Origin of the sequence: Planktothrix tepida PCC 9214 (assembly GCF_900009145.1) — a bacterium.
Classification (GTDB): Bacteria; Cyanobacteriota; Cyanobacteriia; order Cyanobacteriales; family Microcoleaceae; genus Planktothrix; species Planktothrix tepida.
This window is the reverse complement of the sequence record NZ_LN889802.1, coordinates 304354-328300: the sequence shown is the minus strand read 5'-3', so window position 1 is coordinate 328300 and position 23947 is coordinate 304354. Positions and strand designations below refer to the sequence as shown.

17 protein-coding genes and 2 pseudogenes are annotated in these 23947 nt (G+C 38.6%); 11 read left to right on the top strand and 8 right to left on the bottom strand.

Annotated elements, in window-relative coordinates; translation table 11 throughout:
- Positions 1-159 precede the first annotated feature (159 nt).
- Positions 160-1749, top strand: coding sequence for a CheR family methyltransferase (locus PL9214_RS15660; RefSeq protein WP_072719706.1), 1590 nt, complete (start codon positions 160-162; stop codon positions 1747-1749).
- A gap of 116 nt (positions 1750-1865) precedes the next feature.
- Here PL9214_RS15660 and PL9214_RS15655 read toward each other — a convergent pair whose 3' ends face one another.
- Positions 1866-4571 carry a DUF3536 domain-containing protein gene (locus tag PL9214_RS15655; protein WP_083580050.1) on the bottom strand — a complete coding sequence of 902 codons (2706 nt, stop codon included), beginning with the start codon at positions 4569-4571 and terminating at the stop codon, positions 1866-1868.
- A 668-nt stretch (positions 4572-5239) separates the two neighbouring features.
- On the opposite strand from PL9214_RS15655, the gene cax reads away from it, so the two are divergent.
- From cax to PL9214_RS15635, 4 genes are all read left to right on the top strand, one after another.
- A complete protein-coding gene (gene cax / locus PL9214_RS15650; RefSeq protein WP_072719705.1) occupies positions 5240-6355 on the top strand; it encodes a calcium/proton exchanger in 1116 nt (371 codons plus the stop codon).
- Between the two features lie 352 nt (positions 6356-6707).
- On the top strand, positions 6708-8762 hold the full coding sequence (locus PL9214_RS15645) for a serine/threonine-protein kinase (RefSeq protein WP_072719704.1): 2055 nt from the start codon (positions 6708-6710) through the stop codon (positions 8760-8762).
- 286 nt (positions 8763-9048) lie between these two features.
- Entirely contained in the window at positions 9049-9831 is a 783-nt protein-coding gene (locus tag PL9214_RS15640; protein WP_072719703.1) for an HAD hydrolase family protein, read from the top strand.
- A 94-nt stretch (positions 9832-9925) separates the two neighbouring features.
- A complete protein-coding gene (locus tag PL9214_RS15635; RefSeq protein ID WP_072719702.1) occupies positions 9926-11572 on the top strand; it encodes a serine/threonine-protein kinase in 1647 nt (548 codons plus the stop codon).
- A gap of 57 nt (positions 11573-11629) precedes the next feature.
- Here PL9214_RS15635 and PL9214_RS15630 read toward each other — a convergent pair whose 3' ends face one another.
- Positions 11630-12184, bottom strand: a complete 555-nt coding sequence (locus PL9214_RS15630; protein WP_083580049.1) for a hypothetical protein — start codon at positions 12182-12184, stop codon at positions 11630-11632.
- Positions 12181-13539 carry a tRNA (N6-isopentenyl adenosine(37)-C2)-methylthiotransferase MiaB gene (gene miaB, locus PL9214_RS15625; protein ID WP_072719701.1) on the bottom strand — a complete coding sequence of 453 codons (1359 nt, stop codon included), beginning with the start codon at positions 13537-13539 and terminating at the stop codon, positions 12181-12183. The genes PL9214_RS15630 and miaB overlap by 4 nt, the downstream gene beginning before the upstream one ends.
- 106 nt (positions 13540-13645) lie before the next feature.
- Between miaB and PL9214_RS31305 the strand changes: the two genes are divergently transcribed.
- From PL9214_RS31305 to PL9214_RS15615, 3 genes are all read left to right on the top strand, one after another.
- Positions 13646-13813, top strand: a complete 168-nt coding sequence (locus PL9214_RS31305) for a hypothetical protein (RefSeq protein ID WP_186440373.1) — start codon at positions 13646-13648, stop codon at positions 13811-13813.
- A gap of 109 nt (positions 13814-13922) precedes the next feature.
- Entirely contained in the window at positions 13923-14168 is a 246-nt protein-coding gene (locus tag PL9214_RS15620) for a UPF0175 family protein (protein ID WP_072719700.1), read from the top strand.
- Positions 14165-14659: a PIN domain-containing protein gene (locus tag PL9214_RS15615; protein ID WP_072719699.1), complete on the top strand. Its 495-nt coding sequence runs from the start codon at positions 14165-14167 to the stop codon at positions 14657-14659. The genes PL9214_RS15620 and PL9214_RS15615 overlap by 4 nt, the downstream gene beginning before the upstream one ends.
- 134 nt (positions 14660-14793) lie before the next feature.
- Here the strand turns inward: PL9214_RS15615 and PL9214_RS15610 are convergent, their stop codons facing one another.
- Entirely contained in the window at positions 14794-16707 is a 1914-nt protein-coding gene (locus tag PL9214_RS15610) for a S9 family peptidase (RefSeq protein ID WP_072719698.1), read from the bottom strand.
- A gap of 224 nt (positions 16708-16931) precedes the next feature.
- Here PL9214_RS15610 and PL9214_RS15605 point away from each other — a divergent pair, with 224 nt between their 5' ends.
- A complete protein-coding gene (locus PL9214_RS15605; protein WP_072719697.1) occupies positions 16932-19643 on the top strand; it encodes a DNA methyltransferase in 2712 nt (903 codons plus the stop codon).
- Positions 19644-19665: 22 nt separating this feature from the next.
- Here the strand turns inward: PL9214_RS15605 and PL9214_RS33265 are convergent, their stop codons facing one another.
- Positions 19666-19845 (bottom strand): hypothetical protein, encoded by a 180-nt coding sequence (locus tag PL9214_RS33265; RefSeq protein WP_072719696.1) that lies wholly within the window; start codon positions 19843-19845, stop codon positions 19666-19668.
- A 401-nt stretch (positions 19846-20246) separates the two neighbouring features.
- Here PL9214_RS33265 and PL9214_RS30110 point away from each other — a divergent pair, with 401 nt between their 5' ends.
- Positions 20247-20621, top strand: coding sequence for a DNA-methyltransferase (locus PL9214_RS30110; RefSeq protein WP_139295068.1), 375 nt, complete (start codon positions 20247-20249; stop codon positions 20619-20621).
- Positions 20622-20628: 7 nt separating this feature from the next.
- Here the strand turns inward: PL9214_RS30110 and PL9214_RS33065 are convergent, their stop codons facing one another.
- The 3 genes and pseudogenes from PL9214_RS33065 to PL9214_RS15590 all read right to left on the bottom strand — a co-directional run bounded on the left by PL9214_RS33065 (position 20629) and on the right by PL9214_RS15590 (position 22530).
- Positions 20629-20913, bottom strand: coding sequence for a ScaI family restriction endonuclease (locus PL9214_RS33065; protein ID WP_186440388.1), 285 nt, complete (start codon positions 20911-20913; stop codon positions 20629-20631).
- Positions 20835-21118: pseudogene (locus tag PL9214_RS33060) on the bottom strand (ScaI family restriction endonuclease). The gene PL9214_RS33065 and the pseudogene PL9214_RS33060 overlap by 79 nt, the downstream one beginning before the upstream one ends.
- 89 nt (positions 21119-21207) lie before the next feature.
- Positions 21208-22530: a D-alanyl-D-alanine carboxypeptidase gene (locus PL9214_RS15590; RefSeq protein ID WP_072719694.1), complete on the bottom strand. Its 1323-nt coding sequence runs from the start codon at positions 22528-22530 to the stop codon at positions 21208-21210.
- A 133-nt stretch (positions 22531-22663) separates the two neighbouring features.
- On the opposite strand from PL9214_RS15590, the pseudogene plsX reads away from it, so the two are divergent.
- Positions 22664-23659: pseudogene (plsX, locus tag PL9214_RS15585) on the top strand (phosphate acyltransferase PlsX); the annotation flags it as partial.
- Positions 23660-23947: the final 288 nt, after the last annotated feature.

Below are 23947 nucleotides of genomic sequence, written 5' to 3'. Positions count from 1 at the left end.
CAATAACCAAAATTCGGTAATTTTTAACGAGAAATCGTATAATTCATTTATTAGAGTGTATTTGTTCACCACAGCCTTTCATTGTGCCAAAAACCCTCGATCAGGATTTATTTTTCCGTTGGCTATCTTTCGATTTCCACTCACCGCCTGACATTGCTCATGGAACCAGCACTAATCGAACTTTTTATTCAGCTTATTGCGACGCAGACGGGATTATCCATTCGTGTACAAGACTATGCTGGATTGGCTCAAAAAATTAAGGCAAGAGTTAAAGCTTTAAAGTTACCGAATCCCCAAGCTTACTTTAATTTATTAAGTGCCGATACGGTAACGAGCCAACAGGAATGGAAACAATTAATTCCTTTAATTACAACGATTGAGAGTTATTTTTTTCGAGATCAAGGTCAAATTAATTTATTACGCGGGGTAATTTTACCAGATTTAATAGCGTCTCGACAAAAAACGAAAACCTTAACCTTCTGGAGTGCCGGTTGTTCGACCGGAGAAGAACCCTATACCCTTTCAATTTTACTGCAACAGTTACTCCCTGATTGGACTAACTGGACTATTAATATTCTGGGAACTGATGTTAATGAAGAAGCATTGCAGAAAGCCAGACAAGGCTTGTATACGTCTTGGTCTTTTCGCATGGTTGACCCAGAAATTAGAAATCAATATTTTTCGCGACAAGGACAAGATTGGAAAATCAATTCAAAAACTCAGTGTTCTGTACAATTTTTTAAGTTAAATTTAGTTAAAGACCTCTATTGCTATCCTAATTATACTGCAATTCAAGACGTTGATTTAATTGTTTGCCGGAATGTTTTTGTTTATTTTGAGAAGAATTATATTAATCAAGTCGTTTCTAAATTTCATCACGTTTTGAAACCAGGAGGTTATTTAATAACAGGTCATGCAGAATTAAATCATCAAGATTGTATTGAATTATTTCAATCTAAAATTTACCCTGAATCGATGGTTTATCAAAAAATGATTGGTTTAATAGAAGAATCTGTGTTGAGTCAAAAAACAGGATTGACTCATCATAATCAGGGTGAACATTTATTATCTTCATCGGTGCAACATCAAGATTCACATCTGAAAATCCAGCAAGCGAGATCCTTGGGTCATCTATCCGAAACAGTGAAGTTACCTAAACGAACCTTAGAAGAGGCAAAACAATATTTCCAAAATAAACAGTATAAAACTGCTATTCAAAAAGCTGAACAATTTCTTCAAAGTAGTAACCCTTATTTGAAAAGTTGGGAACTCGGAAACAAAAACCCAGAAGGAGGTATTAAAGGGCAAGAAGATAGAATAGGAAGTCGAAATCTGAAACCGGAAACTCAATTTGAGGCTTATTATTTATTAGCACAAGCATCCGCTAATTTAGGTCAATATGAACAAGCCATATTCTACTGTAAAAAAGCACTGGAAATAGACTCTTTATCAATTTTTCCCTATTATTTACTTCTGCGTATTGCTCAAGAGCAGGAAGATTTAGCCGGAGCAAAATTATTGTCTAAACGAATTATTTATTTACTTCCTTCATCGGTTCCTGCTTATTTAGAACTGGCATCTATTTATGAGCAAGAAGCAGATTACACAAGAGCCGTTAAAATGTATAGTACCGCTTTAGCTCTGCTCAAATCCTTACCTCCTAGTATGGGAATTGAACATTTGGAAGGGGTAACGGCTCAAGATTTAATTGCATTTTTAGAAAAGAAACGTTTAGTTGTTGACTGTTAACAGTTAACTCCCCAAATTTTAGGGACAGGTTCTGTAATGATATTCAAGTTTCAGTAATATTAATTATAGAACCCGCCCATCTTAGAAACAATCGCGCCTATATAAACCGTTAACGGTTAGCCCAAAAGGTTCAACCATTCTTGAACGTCTAAGCCTAGGGTTTGACCTAATTGTAACAGGCGACGAATTTGATGGAGTTGGCTTGTATGACCTTCGGATACAATTTGAACCGCAACCCTTGTGTCTGAATTGTTATTTTCTGCAAAATCAACGTAGATTTCCTGATGATTTCGTTGTAAATAACCCAAACATAATGGAATAATATGGGTTTTCAGATATTGGAAATAAAATTCCTGAGCTTGATTTAAAGAAACGCCTAAATTCAAGTTATAATTGAGTTGAATTAACCGTTGTAAATTCTGTAAATCTTCGGCAATTGTCCCTAGATCATGATCTTGTAACCGTCGCCAGAGAAACTGAATAATTAATCGTTCAAAACTCTCTTTAACCTCTGGATGTTGTAGCCGACATCGTAATAATTGAGCTTCCTTGGCGATCGCTTCTAATTCTCCCAAATGATTAATACTTAATCGTCCTTCACTGCTTTCTGATTCTAAAGCACGAACACTGCTTAAAAATCGATTCCCTAATGCCACTTCTGTTGCGACTTGTAACTCAGGAGGAACCGCTAATTCATCGCGATGAAACGCCATCATAATTCCATAATTATCTCGATAAACCTGAGTATACAATTGATCCAAACGAGTTAACGTTTCATGACACAATAACCCCATAATTCGCTGCCGTTCTTCTGCAAATAAATCTCGTAAACTAAAGGAATCATCGCCAAAGCTCTGTACTAATCGCAACATTAAATGAGCGGCACTCGCTTCCTGTAATGCCTCAAATAATAGCCGTTTTAATTCAAAATAGGATCGTCGTCCGCTAAAAGGTTGAATACAGCAATGGAAATCCCAACCGCCTAAATGAAAAACAGCAAACACAAAATGGGTTTGTTCTCGTGTAATTTCAGACACTAATAAAACTTCACCGACTGCTAGGTTCAAAGACCCCATGCGCTGCATTTGATAGTCTAATTGTTGAGCCTTATAACAATACAGCCGTTGTTCCCTTTGGTAAGTCGTAAACAACGAAGTAATGGCATAATGGGCAGCGACTTGTTTTAAACTAACTCGCGCCGTTGTGACTAATTGACGATAAACTTCATCCCCTGTTTTAAATAATTCAACGTTACTCGGTGCTAACGCCAAATTAAAGATAAATTCAGTTTCTAATTCTACCCCTGCGACTTCTGCTGCCAATTCAATGGCACGACTGGCATAGCATAAAACTTGGACACCTTCGGGTCGAGATAATTCTTCAAAAAACCAGCCACAACTGGTAAACATTAACAGACAATGACGCTGCATTTCTAAAAGTCGTAAAGCGTCTACCTGTTCTGAATGAGTCAGATCATGGGTTTGATGTTGGGCAAAAAAAGCATTAATATTGGCATCAGAACGATCCCGAATCACCTGGATATAATGATCTCTAGCGACCCAAGGATCATGGAAGAATTGACAACCATATTGATCATAAATTTCAATTAAGCGATCGCGTAATCCATTTAACGTATCCCGCAGGGGACGACGCCATTGTTGATGCCATCCGCCTCCAGAAGCACAACCGCAGTCATCCTGCCATCGGTCTACCCCATGACTACAACTCCAAGCGGTCACAGGTTTGAGTTGCACTTCCCAAGTGGGGGGATACAAACTTAAATAATGGGCAAAATTCGTTACTGTCCAGCCATTCTGGGGAAATTCTGTTACAAAAGCATAAGCTAAACATTTTTCCGTTCCCCCCCGATGATGGCCAAAAGTTTCACCATCGGTGGCTACAGAAATTAATTGCGTTGGACGATGATCTCCCCGGACGGCTTGGCGGATGCGTCCCGATAGGTGATGGGAACTATTTAAAACATCATTAAACCCCATATCACGCGAAATGGGGCCATCATAGAAGAAAATATCCAGATAACGAGATTCGTCTTTAGCTCCGGTTTTGTCTTGCAGATAACAGCGATAGGGACGGGTGGTATCAATTTGACTTCCCCCCACTTCCTGCCATTCTGGTTCGGGACAATTCGATGTGGCAAAGGGCCGACAGCGTTCCGCTTGGGAGGGGGCTAAAATGGTAAAGCGAATGCCTTCATTGACTAATACTTCTAGGGTAGCGTAGTCTATCGCTGTTTCTGCTAACCACAGTCCTTCGGGATCACGGCCAAAACGAGAGCGAAAATCTGCTTTTGCCCAACGAATTTGGGTATATTTATCCCGTTCATTGGCTAAGGGCATAATAATATGGTTATAGACCTGAGCGATCGCATTTCCATGTCCATTTAAGCGTTGACAACTTTTGCGATCCGCTTCCAGAATTTTCTGATAAACCTCCATATCATAGCGTTCTAACCAACTCATCAAGGTAGGGCCGATATTAAAGCTTAAATATTCATAATTATTGACAATTCCCACCACTTCTCCGCGATCATTGAGGATACGAGCAAAGGCATTTGGACGATAACATTCATGATGAATTCGTTCATTCCAGTTATGATAGGGGGCTGCGGTAGATTGACGTTCAACTACATTGAGATAGGGATTTTCACGGGGAGGTTGATAAAAATGTCCGTGAATTGTGACATACACTCCCGTCGCTGTGGATGGGGAATCAAATTCAGGAGGTTGGGTGAATTCTGACCCAGCAAAATTCAGGTCAGTATCAGCAATTCCAAAAACCTGAAAATTAGATGTAGAAACCATGCAACTGTAATCCTATAAGATACAAACAATTCAAGAAGTCCCAAAAAAAGCTTTAACTTTTAGTAGATTCAAGAGGAATCAGCATTGATAATCCGCCTCAAAATTTGTTGTCTATTCTAATAAAGACAGGGCAATGCTATCAGAACAGAATAAACCGAAGTCTTCAGCTTTTTTTAATCGGTTTAAGGGATGATCAAAGTCTTTTCATCGGTGTTAATTCCGTACAATTTGAAGAGATAGTTCTGAAATTTTAGGATAAAATTTTTGACTGCTGTGATTGTATGATAATTAAAATTTCAAGGTCTGGCAAGTTAAGTTAAAAAAGTTAATATTTGTTTATATCGCTTTGCAGTACACCGGAGTATTGTTATTCTTTCTATGACTGATTGAGCTTAATTTTAAACCCTCCCTAGGAAATAGGTTTTTCAGGGATAAATTAAGAGTCAGATCACAGCAAAGAACAGATTATCCTGTAAATCTATGAATTGAACGGATGAAGAGTTGATGGCGGTTGTTCCATCCTCCTAATGTTTGCAAATCCTGACTTTTCTCCTACATTAGGGTATGAATCCTGTTAACAAGGGCTGGTGGTAATCTCGAAAACGGCTTACTCTAAATTCTCAACTGCCAAATTCCAGTCTTGTATTCCCATATTGGTTCTAAATTCCATGTTAAATACCAAAACCTTACTGTCAACACTCTTAATTTTTGTTCCCATTTCCATCGCGGCGCACTTTTTCGAGTGGGGATCAACAATTGTATTTATTACCTCAGCCTTGGCGATTATTCCCTTAGCGGGTTGGATGGGAACCGCGACCGAAGAAATCGCCGTTGTCCTTGGCCCTAATTTAGGGGGGTTGTTAAACGCGACCTTTGGTAATGCCACTGAATTAATTATTGGAATTGTAGCCCTAAACGCTGGATTAGTGGATGTGGTGAAATCCAGTTTAGTGGGATCAATTATGGGAAACCTGCTGTTAGTCATGGGATTATCCATGTTTTTAGGAGGTTTGCGCTTCAAAGAGCAGCAATTCCAGCCCGTGATTGCCCGTTTAAATGCCTCCGCCATGAATTTAGCCGTGATTGCCATTTTAGTGCCAACGGCTGTGGATGTGACCTCTATCGGCATCCAGGAACCCACCATGCAAACCCTCTCGGCGGCGGTTGCAATTGTTTTGATTACGGTTTATATCCTCACCTTGCTGTTTTCCATGAAAACCCACTCCTATTTATATGATGTGGGAGTGGCTGAAAACGATGCGGATGGACAAATCACCCCAGAAGAAGCCGGACATGAAGCGGAAAAGGTTAATTTAAAGCTGTGGATTGGTGTTTTGCTGCTCGCGACGCTGACAGTCGCCTTCGAGTCGGAATTATTAGTCGGTACCTTGGAAGAAGCAACTAATAATTTGGGACTTACCGCACTCTTTACCGGGGTGATTTTAGTTCCCATTATTGGAAATGCAGCCGAACACGCCACGGCCGTTACCGTTGCCATGAAAGATAAAATGGATTTATCCGTCTCCGTTGCCTTGGGGTCTAGTTTACAAATTGCTTTATTTGTCGCCCCAGTCTTAGTATTAGCTGGATGGATATTAGGCAAACCAATGGATTTGAATTTTAATCCCTTTGAATTAATCGCCGTTGCGGTCTCTGTGTTAATTGCCAACTCCGTCAGTTCTGATGGTCGTTCTGATTGGCTGGAGGGGGTTTTACTCTTAGCTGCTTATACGGTACTGGGGATTGCGTTTTACTTCCATCCGATTATTGAAGGAATTGGTTGATTTAATACTAAACCACTACCTGTGTAGGGGATGGATCACTGAATACTTCGTTTCCCTGTTATAGTGGAATTAGTCTAAGGACATTCATACAGAAGACAGGAAACGGGATATAGAAGGAAAAAAGGGTAGAGGATTAAGGGAGCAGGAAGGATATCAGGACAAGGACATGACGAAGGGAGTCAGGAGACAAGGGGAACGGGGGAAATTAATTCCATCTGAAACCCAAGTCCTGAAACCCAAAACCCAATATCCGAAACCTCACACCCCATACCCCATACCCCATAACCTTCTGCCTCCTGACTTCTGACTTCTGGCTCCTGACTCTGCAACCTAGATCTGGGTTCTCGCTTCTGTGAGTTATTGCCTTAATCCTAAGTGCCCAAATCCAACTGATTCAGCAAACGAGAATCGGCGCATTTGTTGTCAATGCGGTTCAGAGCTTTTGCTGGAGGGGCGATATCGTGTCATCAAACAACTTGGCGGTGGCGGTTTTGGCAAAACATTTGAAATTGATGATCAAGGAAAATGTAAAGTTCTGAAGGTTTTATTAAAAAACCATCCCAAAGCAGTCACTTTGTTTAAGCAAGAAGCAAAGGTTTTGAGCAATCTTAACCATCCGGGTATCCCTAAAGTTGATCCTGATGGATACTTCACTTATACCCCCAAAGGGAGCGAAGAAACCCTCCATTGTTTGGTCATGGAAAAAATTGAGGGTTTAAATTTACAGGATTGGATGAAGGAACGGAAAAAGGAGCCCATCAGCCAAGAACAGGCGATGGAATGGTTAAAACAACTAGCCGAAATTTTAGATCAAGTTCATAATTTGCAATACTTCCATCGGGATATTAAGCCTCAAAATATTATGAGGAAACCCAATGGCCAGTTAGTTTTAATTGATTTTGGAACCGCACGAGAAGTTTCAGGAACCTATTTAGCCAAGGTAGAACAGGGGCAAAATGTGACGGGTATTGTTTCCCCTGGATATACGCCCCCAGAACAAATGAATGGGAAAGCCGTCCCTCAATCTGATTTTTTTGCCCTAGGGCGAACTTTTATTTATTTATTAACCGGAAAACCACCCACTGCTTATCCCGAAAATCCTCGAACTGGGAAGTTATTGTGGCGTAAAGGAGCTCCTAATATTTCGGATCAATTGGCGGCACTGATTGATTATTTAATGGCGACTTTTCCCGGTAATCGCCCCCAAAATCCACAGATGATTTTGCAATGTTTGGCAGAGGTTGATCTGAATCAATCTGCAAATAATAAGAATAATACGTCTGAATCTAAAGATACTGCTGGCTCTAAACGTCAACGCTCTAAACGCGAGCAGATAAATGCCACCCAAAGTACAGGTTTTAATTTTTCCGCCCCTAAAATTACACTCCCTAAAATTCCAATTAAATATTTCTGGGTTTTCGGAACCTCTTTACTAATATTGGGGGGAATTTATACTCAAATTGATGGCTATGTACGCTATGGATTCATTCCAGCTAATCCTATTTTAATTTTAAAAAGTTTACCAAGTAGTATTTTTTTAGAGGACTACAAACGAGCCGTTGGTCAGGTTTATGCGGTTGTGATTAGTCCTAATAATCAAACCTTAGCGGTGGGAAGTTTTGGAGCGATTAGAATTTGGGATTTAAAAACAGATGCCCCACCCCGTACAATTGCAGCCCATTCCAGTTGGGTGAAAGCCTTAGCCATTAGTCCAGACGGTAAAGTTTTAGCCAGTGGTAGTAATGATAAAACCATTCGTCTGTGGGATTTGAAGGACGGAAATCGAATGCGAACCATTGAAGGGCATACTGAAGCGGTCAATGCGATTGCCTTTAGTCCCAATGGTCAGATTTTAGCGAGTGGTAGCGATGATCGAACCATTCGCCTCTGGGGTTCAGAAACTGGATCTCGGCTATTAACAATTACAGGTCATGAAGGGGCAATTAATACCTTAGCTTTTAGTCCTGATGGTCAAACTTTAGTCAGTGGCGGAACAGACCGCTTGATTCGATTTTGGAATCTACAAACCGGGACTCGCAAACGCAGCATATCCGGTCATGAAGGAACTATTACTGCCCTAGTTTATAGTCCCGATGGTAAAACTTTAATTAGTGCCAGTGATGATGGCACAATTCGGTTATGGAATCCCAATACTGGGGAACAAAAAGCAGTCTGGAAAGCGAATAATAATCCTGTGAAATCTTTAGCAATCACCAAGGATGGTAAAACCCTTCTCAGTGGCGGTGATAATGTGGTGGTTTGGGATCTCAAAACTGGGAAAAAACTGGCAACATTATGGGGTCATTCTAAACCCATTAATGCCTTGGCTGTGAGTTCCAATGGTCAAATCGTAGTCAGTGGTAGTGAAGATAAAACGATTAAAATTTGGCAAATGCCTTTGAAATAGGGAAGATTCAGGTGATCACAAATTCTTCTAATGGTTCAGAGCTAATTAGAAATTGATCATCAGCCCAAGCTGTTAATCATTTATCCACCTTAACCTATTCTCAGGTGCTAATTGTAATCTGATTTTAAATATTAAATTAAACCCGTATGGTTGAGAAATAATCTTGTGATAGTTTTTTAACAAGCTTGTGATAAATATCACCGCTAAATTGGCAACTTTTAAGGAAAGCTCAGTTGATGTAAAAACCCAGTAAAATAACTTAAGTAATCATACGGAGGTTCGGTTCATGTCTCTAATACCATTGACGGAAGCGATACAAACAAATGCACTTCAGCATATTCGTTTGATCGCAACGGATATCGATGGAACCCTAACAAAACAGGGAAAATTGACAACGGATTTATTACAAGCTTTATCTCAATTAAAGCAAGCTAAAATCCCCATCATTTTAATTACAGGACGTTCTGCGGGATGGGTTCAAGCCTTAAAATATTATCTTCCGGTGACAGGTGCGATCGCCGAAAATGGCGGATTATTTTATCCTTTTGAATTTGATCAGCCTCAATTTTTAATTTCCTTAAATTCCCTCTCCCAACATCGTCAAAACTTAGCCCAAGTTTTTCAAATTCTCCAAGTCCAATGTCCCCATCTACACGCTTCCGCCGATAATCCCTTTCGGTTTACAGACTGGACTTTTGATATTCAAAATATTAGTTTATCCGAAATTCAACTGTTAACAGAACTTTGTGAAGAATTAGGATGGGGATTTACCTATAGCACCGTTCAAGGTCATATTAAACCCAAAACCCAAGATAAAGCTACAGGATTATTAAAAGTAATTCAGCAATATTGGTCAGAATTAACCCCTGAACAAATTCTCACCATTGGCGATAGTCCCAATGATCAAACTTTATTTAATTCTGAGTTATTTCCTGAATCCGTTGGAGTTGCTAATCTTTTAGACTATACTGATCAATTAACCCATAAACCCCGTTATATAACCGCAGGTTTAGAAGTGGAAGGGTTTTGTGAAATTGTTAATATTTTTCATTCTTTCTTAGTGCCTTAGTGCCTTTGTGGTTCCTTCAAAAATCTACAACTAATTTTATGATCAGTTGTGCTATTATCGGCTCAACAATACTTTCTTCCCCCCCTTCCCTGCGATGAGTTACTGTGTGACCGTAGGATGTTCTCACCCAGAAAATCCCAACTTAGCCGAATATTGTCAAGGTTGTGGTCAATTCCTATTACTTCAAAACCGTTATCTCGCTATAAAACCTTTAAGTCGAGGCGGTTTTGGCAGAACCTTTTTAGCAATTGATCAACAAATTCCTTCCCATCCCTATTGTGTCATTAAACAATTTCTATTTCTATATGAAAACCCCAAGGATTATGAAACCGCCGCGAAATTATTTCGTCAAGAAGCAGTGCGTTTAGATGAATTGGGAAAACACCCTCAAATCCCTCAACTCTTAGCTCATTTTGAACAAAATCAACAATTGTTTATTGTACAAGAATATATTGAGGGAAAAACTTTATTTGATGAATTAAAAGAAAGCGGATTATTTCAAGAAAAAAAAATCTGGCAAGTTTTAAAACAAATTCTTCCTGTTTTACAATTTATTCATGAACACAATATTATTCATCGAGATATTAAACCTGCTAATTTGATGCGGCGGTGTTCTCTCTTTCCTGCTTATGAAAAATCCTTCGATCCTGATGAAGATTTAACCCAAAGTCCTCCAACTCTGAAAATGGGAGAACAAGAACAGGCTCAAATTAGTATAAAACTAAAACAGCAGATTTCAAATATTATATATGAGAATAATTTTCAAAATAAAGTTAACCCAAATATAGAAACAGGTGATATTGTTTTAATTGATTTTGGCGTAGCAAAAGTGTTAACGGGAACTGCTTTACTCCAGAGTGGAACAATTATTGGAACGCCAGAATTTATGGCTCCTGAACAAACCAGAGGAAATGTTTATCCAGCTAGTGATTTATATAGTTTAGGAGTCACTTGTTTATATTTAATTACAGGAATTTCCCCAGGAAATTTATATGATGAGCATGAGGGAAAATGGAATTGGCGCAATTATTTAACACCTAAACAAATCATTAGCGATCGCTTAGAAACCGTATTAAATCGATTAACTTCACCAGCCATTAATCAGCGTTATAAATCTGCCGAAGAAGCCTTAAAAGCAATTGAATCTTTTGAAAGTTCTGTAAATCTTCCAGTTAAACCTGTTATTCCGCTTAAAAAGACATCTCAAAAGGTTCCCCAGACTCCTCCTAAAACCCCTAATTTATTAGATCGAATTAAAGAAAATTTTGGCTATCAGCCATTAAATGATCCTTTAAAATCCGCCGTTGGTGTTGATTATACTAAACTACAAACTCTCTTAGCTCAAAAGCGCTGGAAACAAGCGGATCAAGAAACCTGGCTTGTCTTGTGTGCAGCACTCAAAAAATCGAGAAAAGCTTACATACACGCCAAGGATTTAGAAAATTTACCCTGTGAAGATTTAAAAACAATTAATCATCTTTGGGTAAAATATAGTAATGGACGGTTTGGGTTTAGTATCCAAAATCAAATTTATCAACAAACTGAAAGAGATTATGGAGAATTTTGTCAGCAAGTGGGATGGTTAACTTATAATCCCCATGATCCTGATTATGGTATTGAATATAAAACCTCTGCTCCTATCGGACATTTACCCACCCGCAATTGGATTATTGCTACCGGAAAATGGTGGCAACATTTAGAAAAATTAGCAGAAAAAATAGAAAGTTGTAAAATTAGATAAAAACCCGGTTTCTCAAAAACCCGGTTTCTTCAAGAAACCGGGTTTTTGTTGTATACTTTATTCAGGAGAAATCGGTTGTACAAAGCGTTGATTTGCTCGAACGAAACAGTGAGAAGGTGCGCCTGTTTCATTGGTTTTTTCAACATAAATCCAAGGTTGTTGTTTCGTATCGTAAACTACGCCAAATCCCGCAGGGCCTAAATTAATTTCAAAATCCTGTCCGGGTTTTAGTTGTCCAACTACAGGCCAATTTTCAATATTTAATTCGGTTTTATTGCTGGGATTTTCTAATTTTTCATAAGTTGTATTTCCTAACATCCGACAATCAATTCCTTCAGCCTTGGGGTTTGTCGCTTCCCAGGAGGAATGAGGCGATCGCTGATAATCTCCATTCGCCTGCGGTTGGGGTAATTGTACAGGATTTTTCTCGGTTTCCCCAGAATTTAAGGGAACTTCTGGTAATTCCCAATAATAATCTACCGTCGCCTCTGCTTCAGGAGTTGGGGAATTAGGAGCGAGTTGACAGGCGATGGCTCTCACTCCCATTCCCGTTACAACTAACCCCAAACCCAAGGATAAAATCGTCGTTCTCAAATTATTTTTAGCGGTCATACGGGTATACACAACTCAACAGGCTCCCCAGTGAGACTAAAGGGTCTTACCTGGGTTATTTTCACTTTCACCTGTTGACCTTTTAATTCCGCTAAATTTCCCGTGAAAAACGTTAAACGATTTCCCCGTGTGCGTCCCATGACTTGAGATGGATCTTTAGAATTTGTTCCCTCGACTAACACTTCTTCAATTCTGTTAAAATAACGTTGTGAACGTTCCGCAGCCTTAACAGAAACTAAACGATTTAATCGTTGTAAACGATCAGCTTTAACCTCCTCACTCAGTTGATTTTCCCACAACGCCGCCGGAGTCCCAGGACGGGGAGAATAAGCTGCTGTATTTAACAGATCAAAGCCAATATCATCCACTAATTTTAAGGTATTTTCAAATTGTTCCTCGGTTTCCCCAGGAAATCCCACAATGGCATCCGCACTAATCGCAGCATCCGGCATATACTCGCGAATTGTATTAATAATTCGGCGATATTTTTCATGGGTATAACCTCGTGCCATTGCTTTCAAAATCTGATTATCTCCCGACTGAAACGGGATGTGAAAATGTTCACAAACTTTCGGTAATTCCGCACAAGCTCGAATCAATCTTTCGGTAAAATAACGAGGGTGACTGGTGGCAAAGCGAATCCGTTCAATACCGGGTACATCATGAATAAAATACAATAAATCCGTAAAGTTATAGAGATGCCGACCTTCAGGAGTTGAACCCGGCAAATCACGACCGTAGGCATCAATATTTTGCCCTAATAATGTTATTTCTTTATAACCCAAACGACCTAATTCTTCCATTTCAGCGCGAATTGCTTCCGGTGTGCGTGACTGTTCAATACCGCGCACATTAGGAACCACACAATAGGTACAGCGTTCATTACAACCATAAATTACATTAACCCACGCCGTAACATCACTATCTCGACGAGGTTTTGTAATATCTTCGATGATTTCTATGGGTTCTGTGGCAACAATTTGATGACCATCAAACACCTGTTCTAATAAGTCTTGTAAACGGTTGGCGTGTTGTGGCCCCATAACTAAATCAATTTCAGGAACCCGACGCAGCAAGGTTTCCCCTTCCTGTTGGGCAACACATCCCGCGACAATAATCGTTAAATCCGGCTCTTCCTGTTTGCGTTTTGCCTGTCTTCCTAAATAGGAATAAACCTTTTGTTCGGCATTATCTCGAATCGTACAAGTATTATAAAGAATCACATTGGCATCATTGGGATCTTCGGTAAAATCAAATCCCATCTCTTCTAAAACACCTGCCATGCGTTCCGAGTCGGCTTTATTCATCTGACAGCCGAAAGTTGTAATATGGTAACGTCGAGAATTTGTAGTCATCGAATTTCAGAAGTATCCTATTTCTGTAGAAAGGTTCATTCAGCTTTTCTACATCGTTTATTATAATTCATTTTGTCTAGGTTTGTGACATTGACAGTTCAGAACGATGAAACCCAAACACATTGTATATACTTTAGCCCTTGTTTCAATTATCGGCTCGTTTTTGTTAACAACTCAAAATCCAGCGTTAGAATTATCGTTTTTAATGGGATTTTTATTAGCAATTTTAACCAAAGGAATTAGAAAACGGCGTTCTGTTTCTAAAGAAATTTAAAAATTATTCATAAAACTGAAAATGATGCGGAATTTGGAAAAAACATCACCAATTCAATATCATCGCTTATACTAAAATTATATTATCGATCATTTTAGGTACAACCCTGATGAGTGTTCTGATTCCTGATGATATCCTCCGAGCCACAAAGATGACTGAGGATGAATTGAAGTTAGAAATTGCTATTTTGCTATATCAGCAAGAAAAAATTAGTAGTGGTAAAGCTCGGACTTGGACTAAGCTAACTGTGATTGAGTTTCAACATGAACTTGCTAAAAGAGGTTTGTGTATCAACTATGATGTAGAGGATTTTGAAGCCGATATAAAAACATTGCAATCCATGGGGTTATTGTGATTGTTGTTAGTGATACTTCACCTATTACCAATTTAGCAGCAATTGGGCAATTAGAACTGCTAGAAAAACTTTATACTCGTGTACTCATTCCCACAGCCGTTTATAATGAAATGGTAGGAGTTGAATCTCTAGTTCCTGGTGCTGTAGAAGTTCAAACATTACCTTGGATTGTCACTCAATCTGTCATCAATTATGAGCGAGTAACAGAAATATTAGAAAGCCAAGAAAATATTGATTTAGGTGAAGCTGAAGCGATTGTACTGAGTTTAGAATTAAGTGCAGACCTTCTGTTAATGGATGAACGTCGAGGTAGATTGTTAGCAGCAGAATATAGGTTAAAAGTAACAGGTTTACTAGGAGTATTACTACAAGCTAAACGGAATGGTTTTGTCTTAAATCTTAAACCACTTCTTGACCAACTCATTAACCAAGCTGACTTTCGAGTTAGTCAAGAGTTATACACAACTATTTTGCAAGCAGCAGGTGAATAAATTACTCATAAAAAAATTTCTGTTCATCAACTATTATAACAATCCCTATCGGATCTGTAAAAAATATTAGGATTTGGTCTCAAACCCCCCATAAGAATAGGATAATAAGACCAGAACCCTAAAGTTAAATGGATTTATTTTGCAGGTTGGAAATTGAAGACTTTGGCATAAAAACCAAATTCACCATCAATGGCGCGTTTAATATTTTCGGCTTTTCTGAAACCGTGTTGTTCTCCTTCAAACAAAACGTATTCTACAGTAACACCTTTTGCTTTTAAAGCTGCTACCATCATTTCGGCTTGGTTAGGAGGAACAATTTTATCCTCTGACCCTTGAAAAAATATCACCGGACAAGATAATTGATCGACATAATGAATGGGAGAACGCTGTTGATAAATAGCCTTTTCTTCAGGATAATCCCCTATTAATTTATCCAAATAACGAGCTTCAAATTTATGGGTATCCGTTGCTAAAGCTTCTAAATCACTCACACCATAATAACTCGCCCCAGCCTTGAAAACATCCTTAAAAGTTAAAGCGCATAAAGTGGTATAACCACCTGCACTTCCCCCCGCAATTGCCATGCGATTTCCATCAACTAAACCCTGTTCTGCTAGATATTTTGCCCCATTACAGCAATCATCAACATCCACAATTCCCCAACTTTTATTTAACCGTTGACGATACTCTCGTCCGTAACCTGTACTTCCCCCATAATTAACATCTAAAACCGCAAATCCCCGACTTGTCCAATATTGATTTTTTAAGCTTAAACTACTCGAAGTAGCTGCCGTTGGCCCCCCATGACTCTTAACAACTAAAGGTGGTTTTTCTGATTCTGAAGCTTGATAATCTTTGTTTTGAGGCGGATAGAAAAATCCATAAGCCGTTTTCCCATTTTCTGTAGGAAATTCTATCGGTTGAGGTACAGATAAATAGCCTTTATCGAGGACAATTTGACTAGAACGTCTTAATACTTCCAGTTCTCCCGTCTCTAAATTGAGTTTGACAATAGCACTGCTTTCTGTGGGAGAACTGCCAATAAATAATACTTGATTTCCTGAAACGGTTAAGCCATCAATTACTGTGTAAGGTGTCTCAATATCCTGTAATTGCAGAGTTTTAGTATCTAAACTTGCTAGATAGGAATTTCCATTTTTACTGTAGGTACAAATAATCTTTTCAGCAGAACTAAACCCATAGGTTGACATTCCAAATACCCAAAGGGGTAAACCAAATTCTGCCGCTATTGGATGTAAGGGTTCTATTGTTCCAGTATAGCGATATAAGTTCCACCAATTCGAGCGATCGCTAACAAAATATAATATCCCATCTGGCGACCATTGGGGTTGAAAAATAGATTCTTCTAAACCTCCCGCAATTAAGATTTTTTCTCCTAACAACCCCTCGGAATTAACATCAGCAACCCATAATTCTGTACCATCCCAAGGCATATTCGGATGATTCCATGAAATCCAAGATAATTTGTTACCATTGGGACTTAAACGGGGAAAGGCATAAAAATCATTACCCTCGACTAAAACCCGAATATCCTCACTATTATTCAGATTAATACTAACAATTGTATTAACAGGTTCTCCCCCTTGCGTATGATCTTCTCGAACACAAATTAACCGTTGATTTTGGGTATCAATTACCCCATCTGCATAACGATAGTCTCCTTCTGGGGTCAGGGGTTCTGGAGTAACTTCATAAGGTATATTTTTCCCTTGAATTTTCTGTTGATAAAGACGTTGATCCACGAAATTTGAAAAATAAACATTTCCTTGATCAACGGTATAAGAACCCCCACCATATTCATGAACACGAGTTCTAGCATTAAAGGATTGAGGTGTGACATCATTTAATTGATTATCAGGTGTCAGACGCACAATCACACTTCGTCCCGCTTCTGATGGCCGTCCTTCTATCCAATAAATATTATCGCCATCCCACGTTAAACCACCGAGTCCTACAGTTCCTTCTACAATTAAATCTGTGGTAATGGGAGATTTCCAAGATCCATAAGGTGCAGTTTTCTTACTCATATTTTTCTCATCTCATTTTTGACAATATCAAAAATTTTAACACTTGTAGAGCTTAGGAATCAGATTTTCTCACCCTTCCACCATCACGCACCATAAATTAATGATTAACCTCTACCATTTTAGTATTTAAGAAGTTTAACACTAGAAAAACTTGGACAAAGCTCTTTTATAAGCTATTATGATTTTTATCTACTCGAAATGCTTTTCTATTAGGATCAGAAGTTATGGCAGCGACCCGTGAGAGTATTTATGAATTTATTAATTTTTGTGAACAACATATTACTGAAGGTAGAGAAAGGCAAGATTCACCTGAGTTTTTAATCAAGTTTTTTCAAGCCTTTGGACATAAAGGACTCAAAGAAGTTAATGCACAATTTGATCTCCCTATACCTAAAAGTAGCCAAAAAGGAAATATGGGTTTTGCTGATTTATGGTGGCAGCGTGATCGCTTGGGTTCTGTATTAATTGAGATGAAGTCTCGTAAGGAGAAAAAACTGAATAAACATTATGGTCAAGCTTGGAGATATTGTCAATGTTTACCTGTGTTTCCTAAGTATGTAATACTCTGCAATTTTGATGAATTCTGGATTTATGATTTTAGCATTCAAATTGATACCCCCGTAGATATTATTACTCTCCAAGAGCTTCCTGAACGGTTAGACGCTTTTAAATTCATGGAATTTACGCCTGAAATTCCAAAATTTAGAAACAACCAAGTTCAAGTTACAGCATTAGCGGCTCGGAGGATGGGAGAATTATTTCAAGAACTCAAAAATCGCTCTAAAAAAGCAGGTTTTAGTGAACAAACAGCACAACAATTTATTCTTCAGTGTGTCGTTGCTATGTTTGCTCAAAGTAGAAATTTATTACCCCCTAATCGTTTTATGGAGTGCATTGATGAGTGCATGAATGGACAAAGTACATACGAAGTTTTATCGGATGGTTTATTTAGACACATGAACCTTCCAGGGGTAGTAACTGTGGGTCGTCGTTATAAAGAAGTACAATATTTTAACGGGGGATTATTCTCGGTTGTCCATGAAATTGATCTAACGCGAAAGGAATTAGAATATTTAAAAGCTGCGGCTGAACAAGACTGGAGTAAAGTTAGACCTGCAATTTTTGGTAACATATTTGAAGGCACAGTTAATGAAGAGGAACGCCACAAGTATGGTATCCATTTTACGTCTGAAAATGATATTATGAAAATTGTTTATCCCACAATTACAGAATATTGGGAAGAGAGAATTGAAGCAACAACTACGATTGAAGAATTAACTTTACTGCATGATGAAATGGCAAATTATCGGGTACTTGATCCCGCTTGTGGGTCGGGTAATTTTCTTTATATTGCTTATCAGGAGCTTAAACAAACCGAACAATTATTATTAGATAAACTAGCAGAATTTCAGAAATCTTCTCCAATTCCGGCGGGAAAAGTAAGTCCCAAGCAATTTTATGGGATTGATAATAATCCTTTCGCTGTTGAATTAGCAAAGGTGACATTACTCATCGCCCGAAAAATAGCAATTGACAAATTAGGGTTGACTGAATCCGCATTACCTTTAGATACTTTAGATGAAAATATTACTTGTAAAGATGCACTTTTAAATGAGTGGTATCCAGCCGATGCAATTATTGGTAATCCCCCATTTTTAGGCGGTAAACATATCAGAACTCAACTCGGTGATCAATATATTGATCAAGTCTTTAAACGATTTTCAGATGTAAAAGATTCAGTTGATTTTTGTGCGTATTGGTTTCGTTTGGCACAGGATCATCTTAATGAAAATGGAAGAGCCGGGTTAGTAGCGACTAACTCAATTAGTCAAGGAAAAAGTAGAATCGCTGCATTAGATTACATTACTCAAAATGGCGGTTATATCTATAATGCAATTTCAACTCAACCTTGGTCTGGAGAAGCTGCGGTTCACGTCAGTCTTGTTAACTGGAGTAAGCAAAAACCCCAACAATATTATTTAGATAATCAAGAAGTTTTATCTATTAATTCTTCTCTAAATTGTAATACCGATGTTTCTCAAGCTGTTCGCTTATCAGCTAATCTAAATCAATGTTTTCAGGGTATCATTCCTGTGGGGATGGGATTTATTGTCACTGAAAATCAGGTTAAAGAATGGATAAAAGCGGATTCAAAAAATCAAGAAGTTCTTAAACTTTTTTCAATGGGTTCAAATTTAGCCAAAAACCCTCATGGATTACCGGATAGGTGGATTATTGATTTTAATGATATGACTTTTGAAGAGGCTAGTTATTATCAGCTACCTTTTGAACATATTCAAAATACTGTCAAACCAGAGCGAGATAAAAATCGCAGAGAGGTCACTAAAGTTAATTGGTGGAAATTTGGAGAAAAAAGACCTGCAATGAGAAAAGCATTGGCTAATTTATCCCATTATTTTACAGTGCCTAGAGTATCAAAATGGGCAATTTTTCTGCCAGCACCTATAGAATGGTTAGCGGGAGATAAATCAATAGTCGTGGCAACAGAAGACTATTATATATTAGGAGTTTTATTATCCCAGGTTCATCGGATTTGGATGCACGCCCAAAAATCCACATTAAAAGCTGATATTGCTTACACTCACAATACTTGTTTTGAAACCTTCCCTTTTCCTCAAAAACCTAATACCAATTTAGTTAAACAGATTCGAGATACTGCTATAGAATTGCATCATTATCGGACTAAACAAATGGATAAAAATAATTGGGGAATTACTAAACTTTATAACGAATATTTTGATCAGCCCTCTACTCAGCTTTATCAACTTCATGCAAAGCTTGACAGTCTGGTGATAGAAACCTATGAATTCAAACTTTATGATAATATTTTAGAACGCCTATTAACTTTAAATTTTGAACTAGCAGAAAAAGAAAAGCAGGGTGAATCAATTATAGGGCCTTGGGTATCGAATTAAACTTAAATCGGTCTAATTTAGGTTAACTCGCAGTCAACTGTTGAACAAAATCTTGATGCTCAACGGTGGCAATTCCCTGTTGTAAAATCGCTAAAACTTGAGCTAAATTACCCGCTAATAAGGCTTGTTCATCTAACCATAAACCCGGAAATACTTCGCTTTTTATAATGCCTTCTGAATCTGCTAGCTGCCATATAAACAATTCCTTCGATCAATTCTGCTTTTTTTATATCCGACATCGTGGCATAACGACGTTCAAATTCGATTCGAGTTAATTGATCGCCGTTTTCTAAGGGTAGAGTTGTTAAAGGGGAGATCATGTTATTAGAGCTTAACGTTCATCATATAAATAAGTTTAGCATATTTAAAAAAAATTATTATTGCTTTTACTAAAAAAATAATTATTTTGGTATAATTATATTGATTCAATCTTTTCTATATCCTAAAAGCGAAAAATGAATTTAACTGAAGCAATAGGAATTTTGGGTGAACCTTATTTTAAAACTAATAACTGCTTGATTTATAATTTAGATTGCTTAGAAGCCTTAAAACAAATTCCTGCTGATAGCGTCAAATTAACGATATCAAAATAAAAATGGTAAAATTAAAGTTAATCCATTAGGTAAAAACCCGACAGATGTTTGGTCATTTCCTAAAGTTACATCCGGTAAAAATCGTGCTTCTAAAGAACGAACTTCCCATCCGGCACAATTTCCCATTGCTGTTATTGATCGTATTATTAAAGCCTCTTCTAATACCGGAGATTTAATTCTAGATCCTTTTTTGGGTTCTGGAACAACTGCGATCGCAGCTTTAAGTTTAAATCGTCCGGTGATTGGTTTTGAAACTAAACCCGAATATTGTGAAATTGCGACTCAAAGAATACAAAATTATTTAGAAGGAATAAATTTAATACAAACTTCATTGTTGCCTCTGATTTATAATGAATCTATAAATCTGGTAACGGATATTTGTTAGATTAACTCTATTCTAAATTTTCCAGCTTTTGTTTAAATTCCAACAATTTTTGATTGTTCCCTTGATAGTTTTTCAACTCTCGAACTGTTTTAATGCCTTCTGCTTCAAATATTTTAGCTGTCTTTTTACCAACGCCTTTAAGCAGTGTGACAGGAGTATTTAACCGATATTCTCCAACAATAGGAATTAACTTATAGGTGTAAGTCTCTTCACTTAAACCTGCGGCTTGACCTGTTTGTGATAATTGTGCTTTCCAATCTGAATGATCAATCCAACCAAAATGGAGTAAAATTGATTCGGAATATAAACCAGATCTTTTTCTTCTTTACTAATACCACCCCTCCATACTTGAGGTTCTCTCATTTGTAGTTCTTTAGCAAATAACTTTTCAAAGCAATTTCTCTAATCATTTCTAAATGAAGCGGATGATCAGCAATTAACTCTTGTGTTTTAGTTGTCCATTCTTCGATACTTAAACCCTGATAAGGTGAAGTCATTAAATTTATTACTCCTTATGCAAACATTAAAAAGTTGAGGTGTTTAGATCAAACACCTGATATCTGATGTTAAAAATTCTCATAATATTTTAGGAAGAAGGTGCAACGGTTTGGACTAAAATTTGATTACGATTTGAATCACCAATACCCGGATGATGACTATCAATATGAGGTTGAATTAATTCAGGTAAAGTATTAGGAGAACCCCATTGACTTACCAATTGTTGTAATAATAAATCCTGATCGGCTCTTAACCCATCTAAATCCGTTCCGCGATTAATAATAGCAAACCAAACTAAACCGCGATCACGGGTGGGTAAAACCCCTGCTAACGCACTAACATCAGATAAGGTTCCGGTTTTGACCGGAGTAGAAATGGGAATTTTTCGGTCTTCTAATGTGCCTTGGGTGTCTATGCCTGAAATCGGAAATAAATCAGCAACCGTAAGATTTGTATCTTGTAAATATCGGGCTAAAGCCATAAACATTCCCACCACAGCCCTGGGAGAAATCTGATTTTCAGGTTCTAATCCCGAACCATTAATTAATCGAATTTCATCGATAGGAACTCCTGCTGCTTGTGCAGCTAATTGCCGAACCGTAGCAGCCCCGCCAACATTAGCTGCTAAAATTTCAGCCATCAAATTATTACTATAAATATTCATTTGTTTAATAATTTCTGCTAAAGCTAAAGACTGATGACGGATAATTAATGTTGAATTAGCTCCCCCCAATTGAGAAACGACCGTTCCCGCAATTAAAACTTGCGGTTTAGCGGTTCCCGGTGTCATGCGAGAATGTTGGTAAATAATTTCTTCATTCCAAGATGCTGAATTTAAGGCTTGTTTTAATAATTGACCCGCTTTCATGGGATCAACTTCATAATTCATATAAAAACTACCTGAAATGATTAAATTGCCAGCGACCCCGCGAATTCCCATTTGATTTAAAGTATTTCCTAATGCGATCGCTTCTTCCCAAATAAAAAACGGATCGCCATTCCCGGTAATGACTAAATCCCCCTGTACCACACCGCCAACAATCGGCCCTGTGACCCCTATTAACGTCTCAAACCGATGTTCAGGACTCCAGACCTGGAGGGATGCCAAAGAAGTCGCAATCTTCGTCAGAGAAGCTGCGGGTAGGGGTGTTGTCCCCGAATTCTTAGCTAAGGGAACCCAACTTGACTGCACCCAAACGCCCTGTATATCCTTGGAAAGTCCCTTAGCTGATAACCGATTCAAATATTGCTGCACCACCGCTTCCGCAACCGGATCAGGCTGTTGGGGAAACACCACCTGCGATAACTCCGTTTCCAAATCCTCCAACACAGAGGCATTCAGTCCTTCCTGATTCACCCCTGCCATTTCCAACCAAACACTCACTAATCCCGAACTAATAATATCAATCATATTTAATCGCTAAAAAACATAAAACCAACCCAATACTAAAGAATAAAGGAAAAACTCTTCCCCTACTTCCCCTACTTCCCCTACTTCCCCTACTTCCCCTACTTCCCCTACTTCCCATCTCCCCCCGTCCCNTCATGCTCCGGCCGAAATTGTTGCAGGGGCAATCATGGCCCAGGAAAAATGGGACGTGGACGTCTTTTTGGTTGGTGATCCCGATCAAATTGAATCCGCCCTCAAACACCACTCTAGCAATTTGCCCCTGCCCCAAATTATTCCTGCTGAGGGAACGATCGAAATGCACGAAGAACCCTTGGGAGCATTGAAACGCAAACCCAAGGCTTCAATTAACGTGGCAATGAATTTAGTTAAGCAAAAAAAAGCGGATGCTGTCGTCTCGGCGGGTCATTCCGGTGCAGCAATGGCTTCGGCTTTGTTGCGTTTAGGACGTCTTCCCGGTATTGATCGCCCTGCTATCGGTGCTGTTTTGCCCACCATGAAGCCTGACTCTCCGGTTTTGGTGTTGGATGTCGGTGCGAATGTCGATTGTCGCCCCAAATTTTTAGAACAGTTTGCCGTAATGGGAACGATTTACAGTCGTTATGTCCTGGGAACGTCCCAACCCCAAGTGGGGTTACTGAATATTGGTGAAGAAGCCTGTAAAGGTAATGATCTGGCAATTCGCACCTATCAACTCCTAGAAAATCATCCTGAGATTGCCTTTGGTGGAAATGCTGAAGGGCGAGATGTTCTATCGGGAAAATTTGATGTCATTGTCTGCGATGGCTTTGTCGGGAATGTACTGTTGAAATTTGCTGAAGGGGTGGGAGAAGCAGTTTTACAAATGCTGAAGGAGGAATTAACCTCTGGATTACAAGCTAAATTAGGAACAAGTTTGCTCAAACCCAGTTTAATGCGGTTTAAACAACGGGTGGATCATGTTGAACATGGCGGTGCTTTACTCTTAGGGGTGGCGGGGGTTTGCATTATTAGTCACGGTTCCTCGAAAGGAGCAACAATTGCTAATGCGGTTCGTTTGGCAAAAGATGCCATCGATAACCAAGTGCTAGAACGCATTCAATCCCAATATCAACACCACCTTGAACCAGATGAAAAAGCCATCAGTGGTTAATTCCCACTGGAAGACTGAAGACTAAAGTAAAAAGTAAAACGGCAAAATGTTCTTGTTTTTAACGTTTACCTTTTACCTTTTTTCTCATCACTGCTCGCCATCTTCAAGCTCTTGATACAGAACAGAGGTTCAGTCAATAACCCACCGCTAATCGGAGTACCAATATAGCGGGGGCTTGTAAAAGCCCTAGTTGACCAGGCTCAGGTAGAAATACCTCCGTTGTAGGGAAGCGTTAAAGTTCACACCTTAGAATGCGTAGCTAGTTCTAAGCTCTGTAATCTCAATATT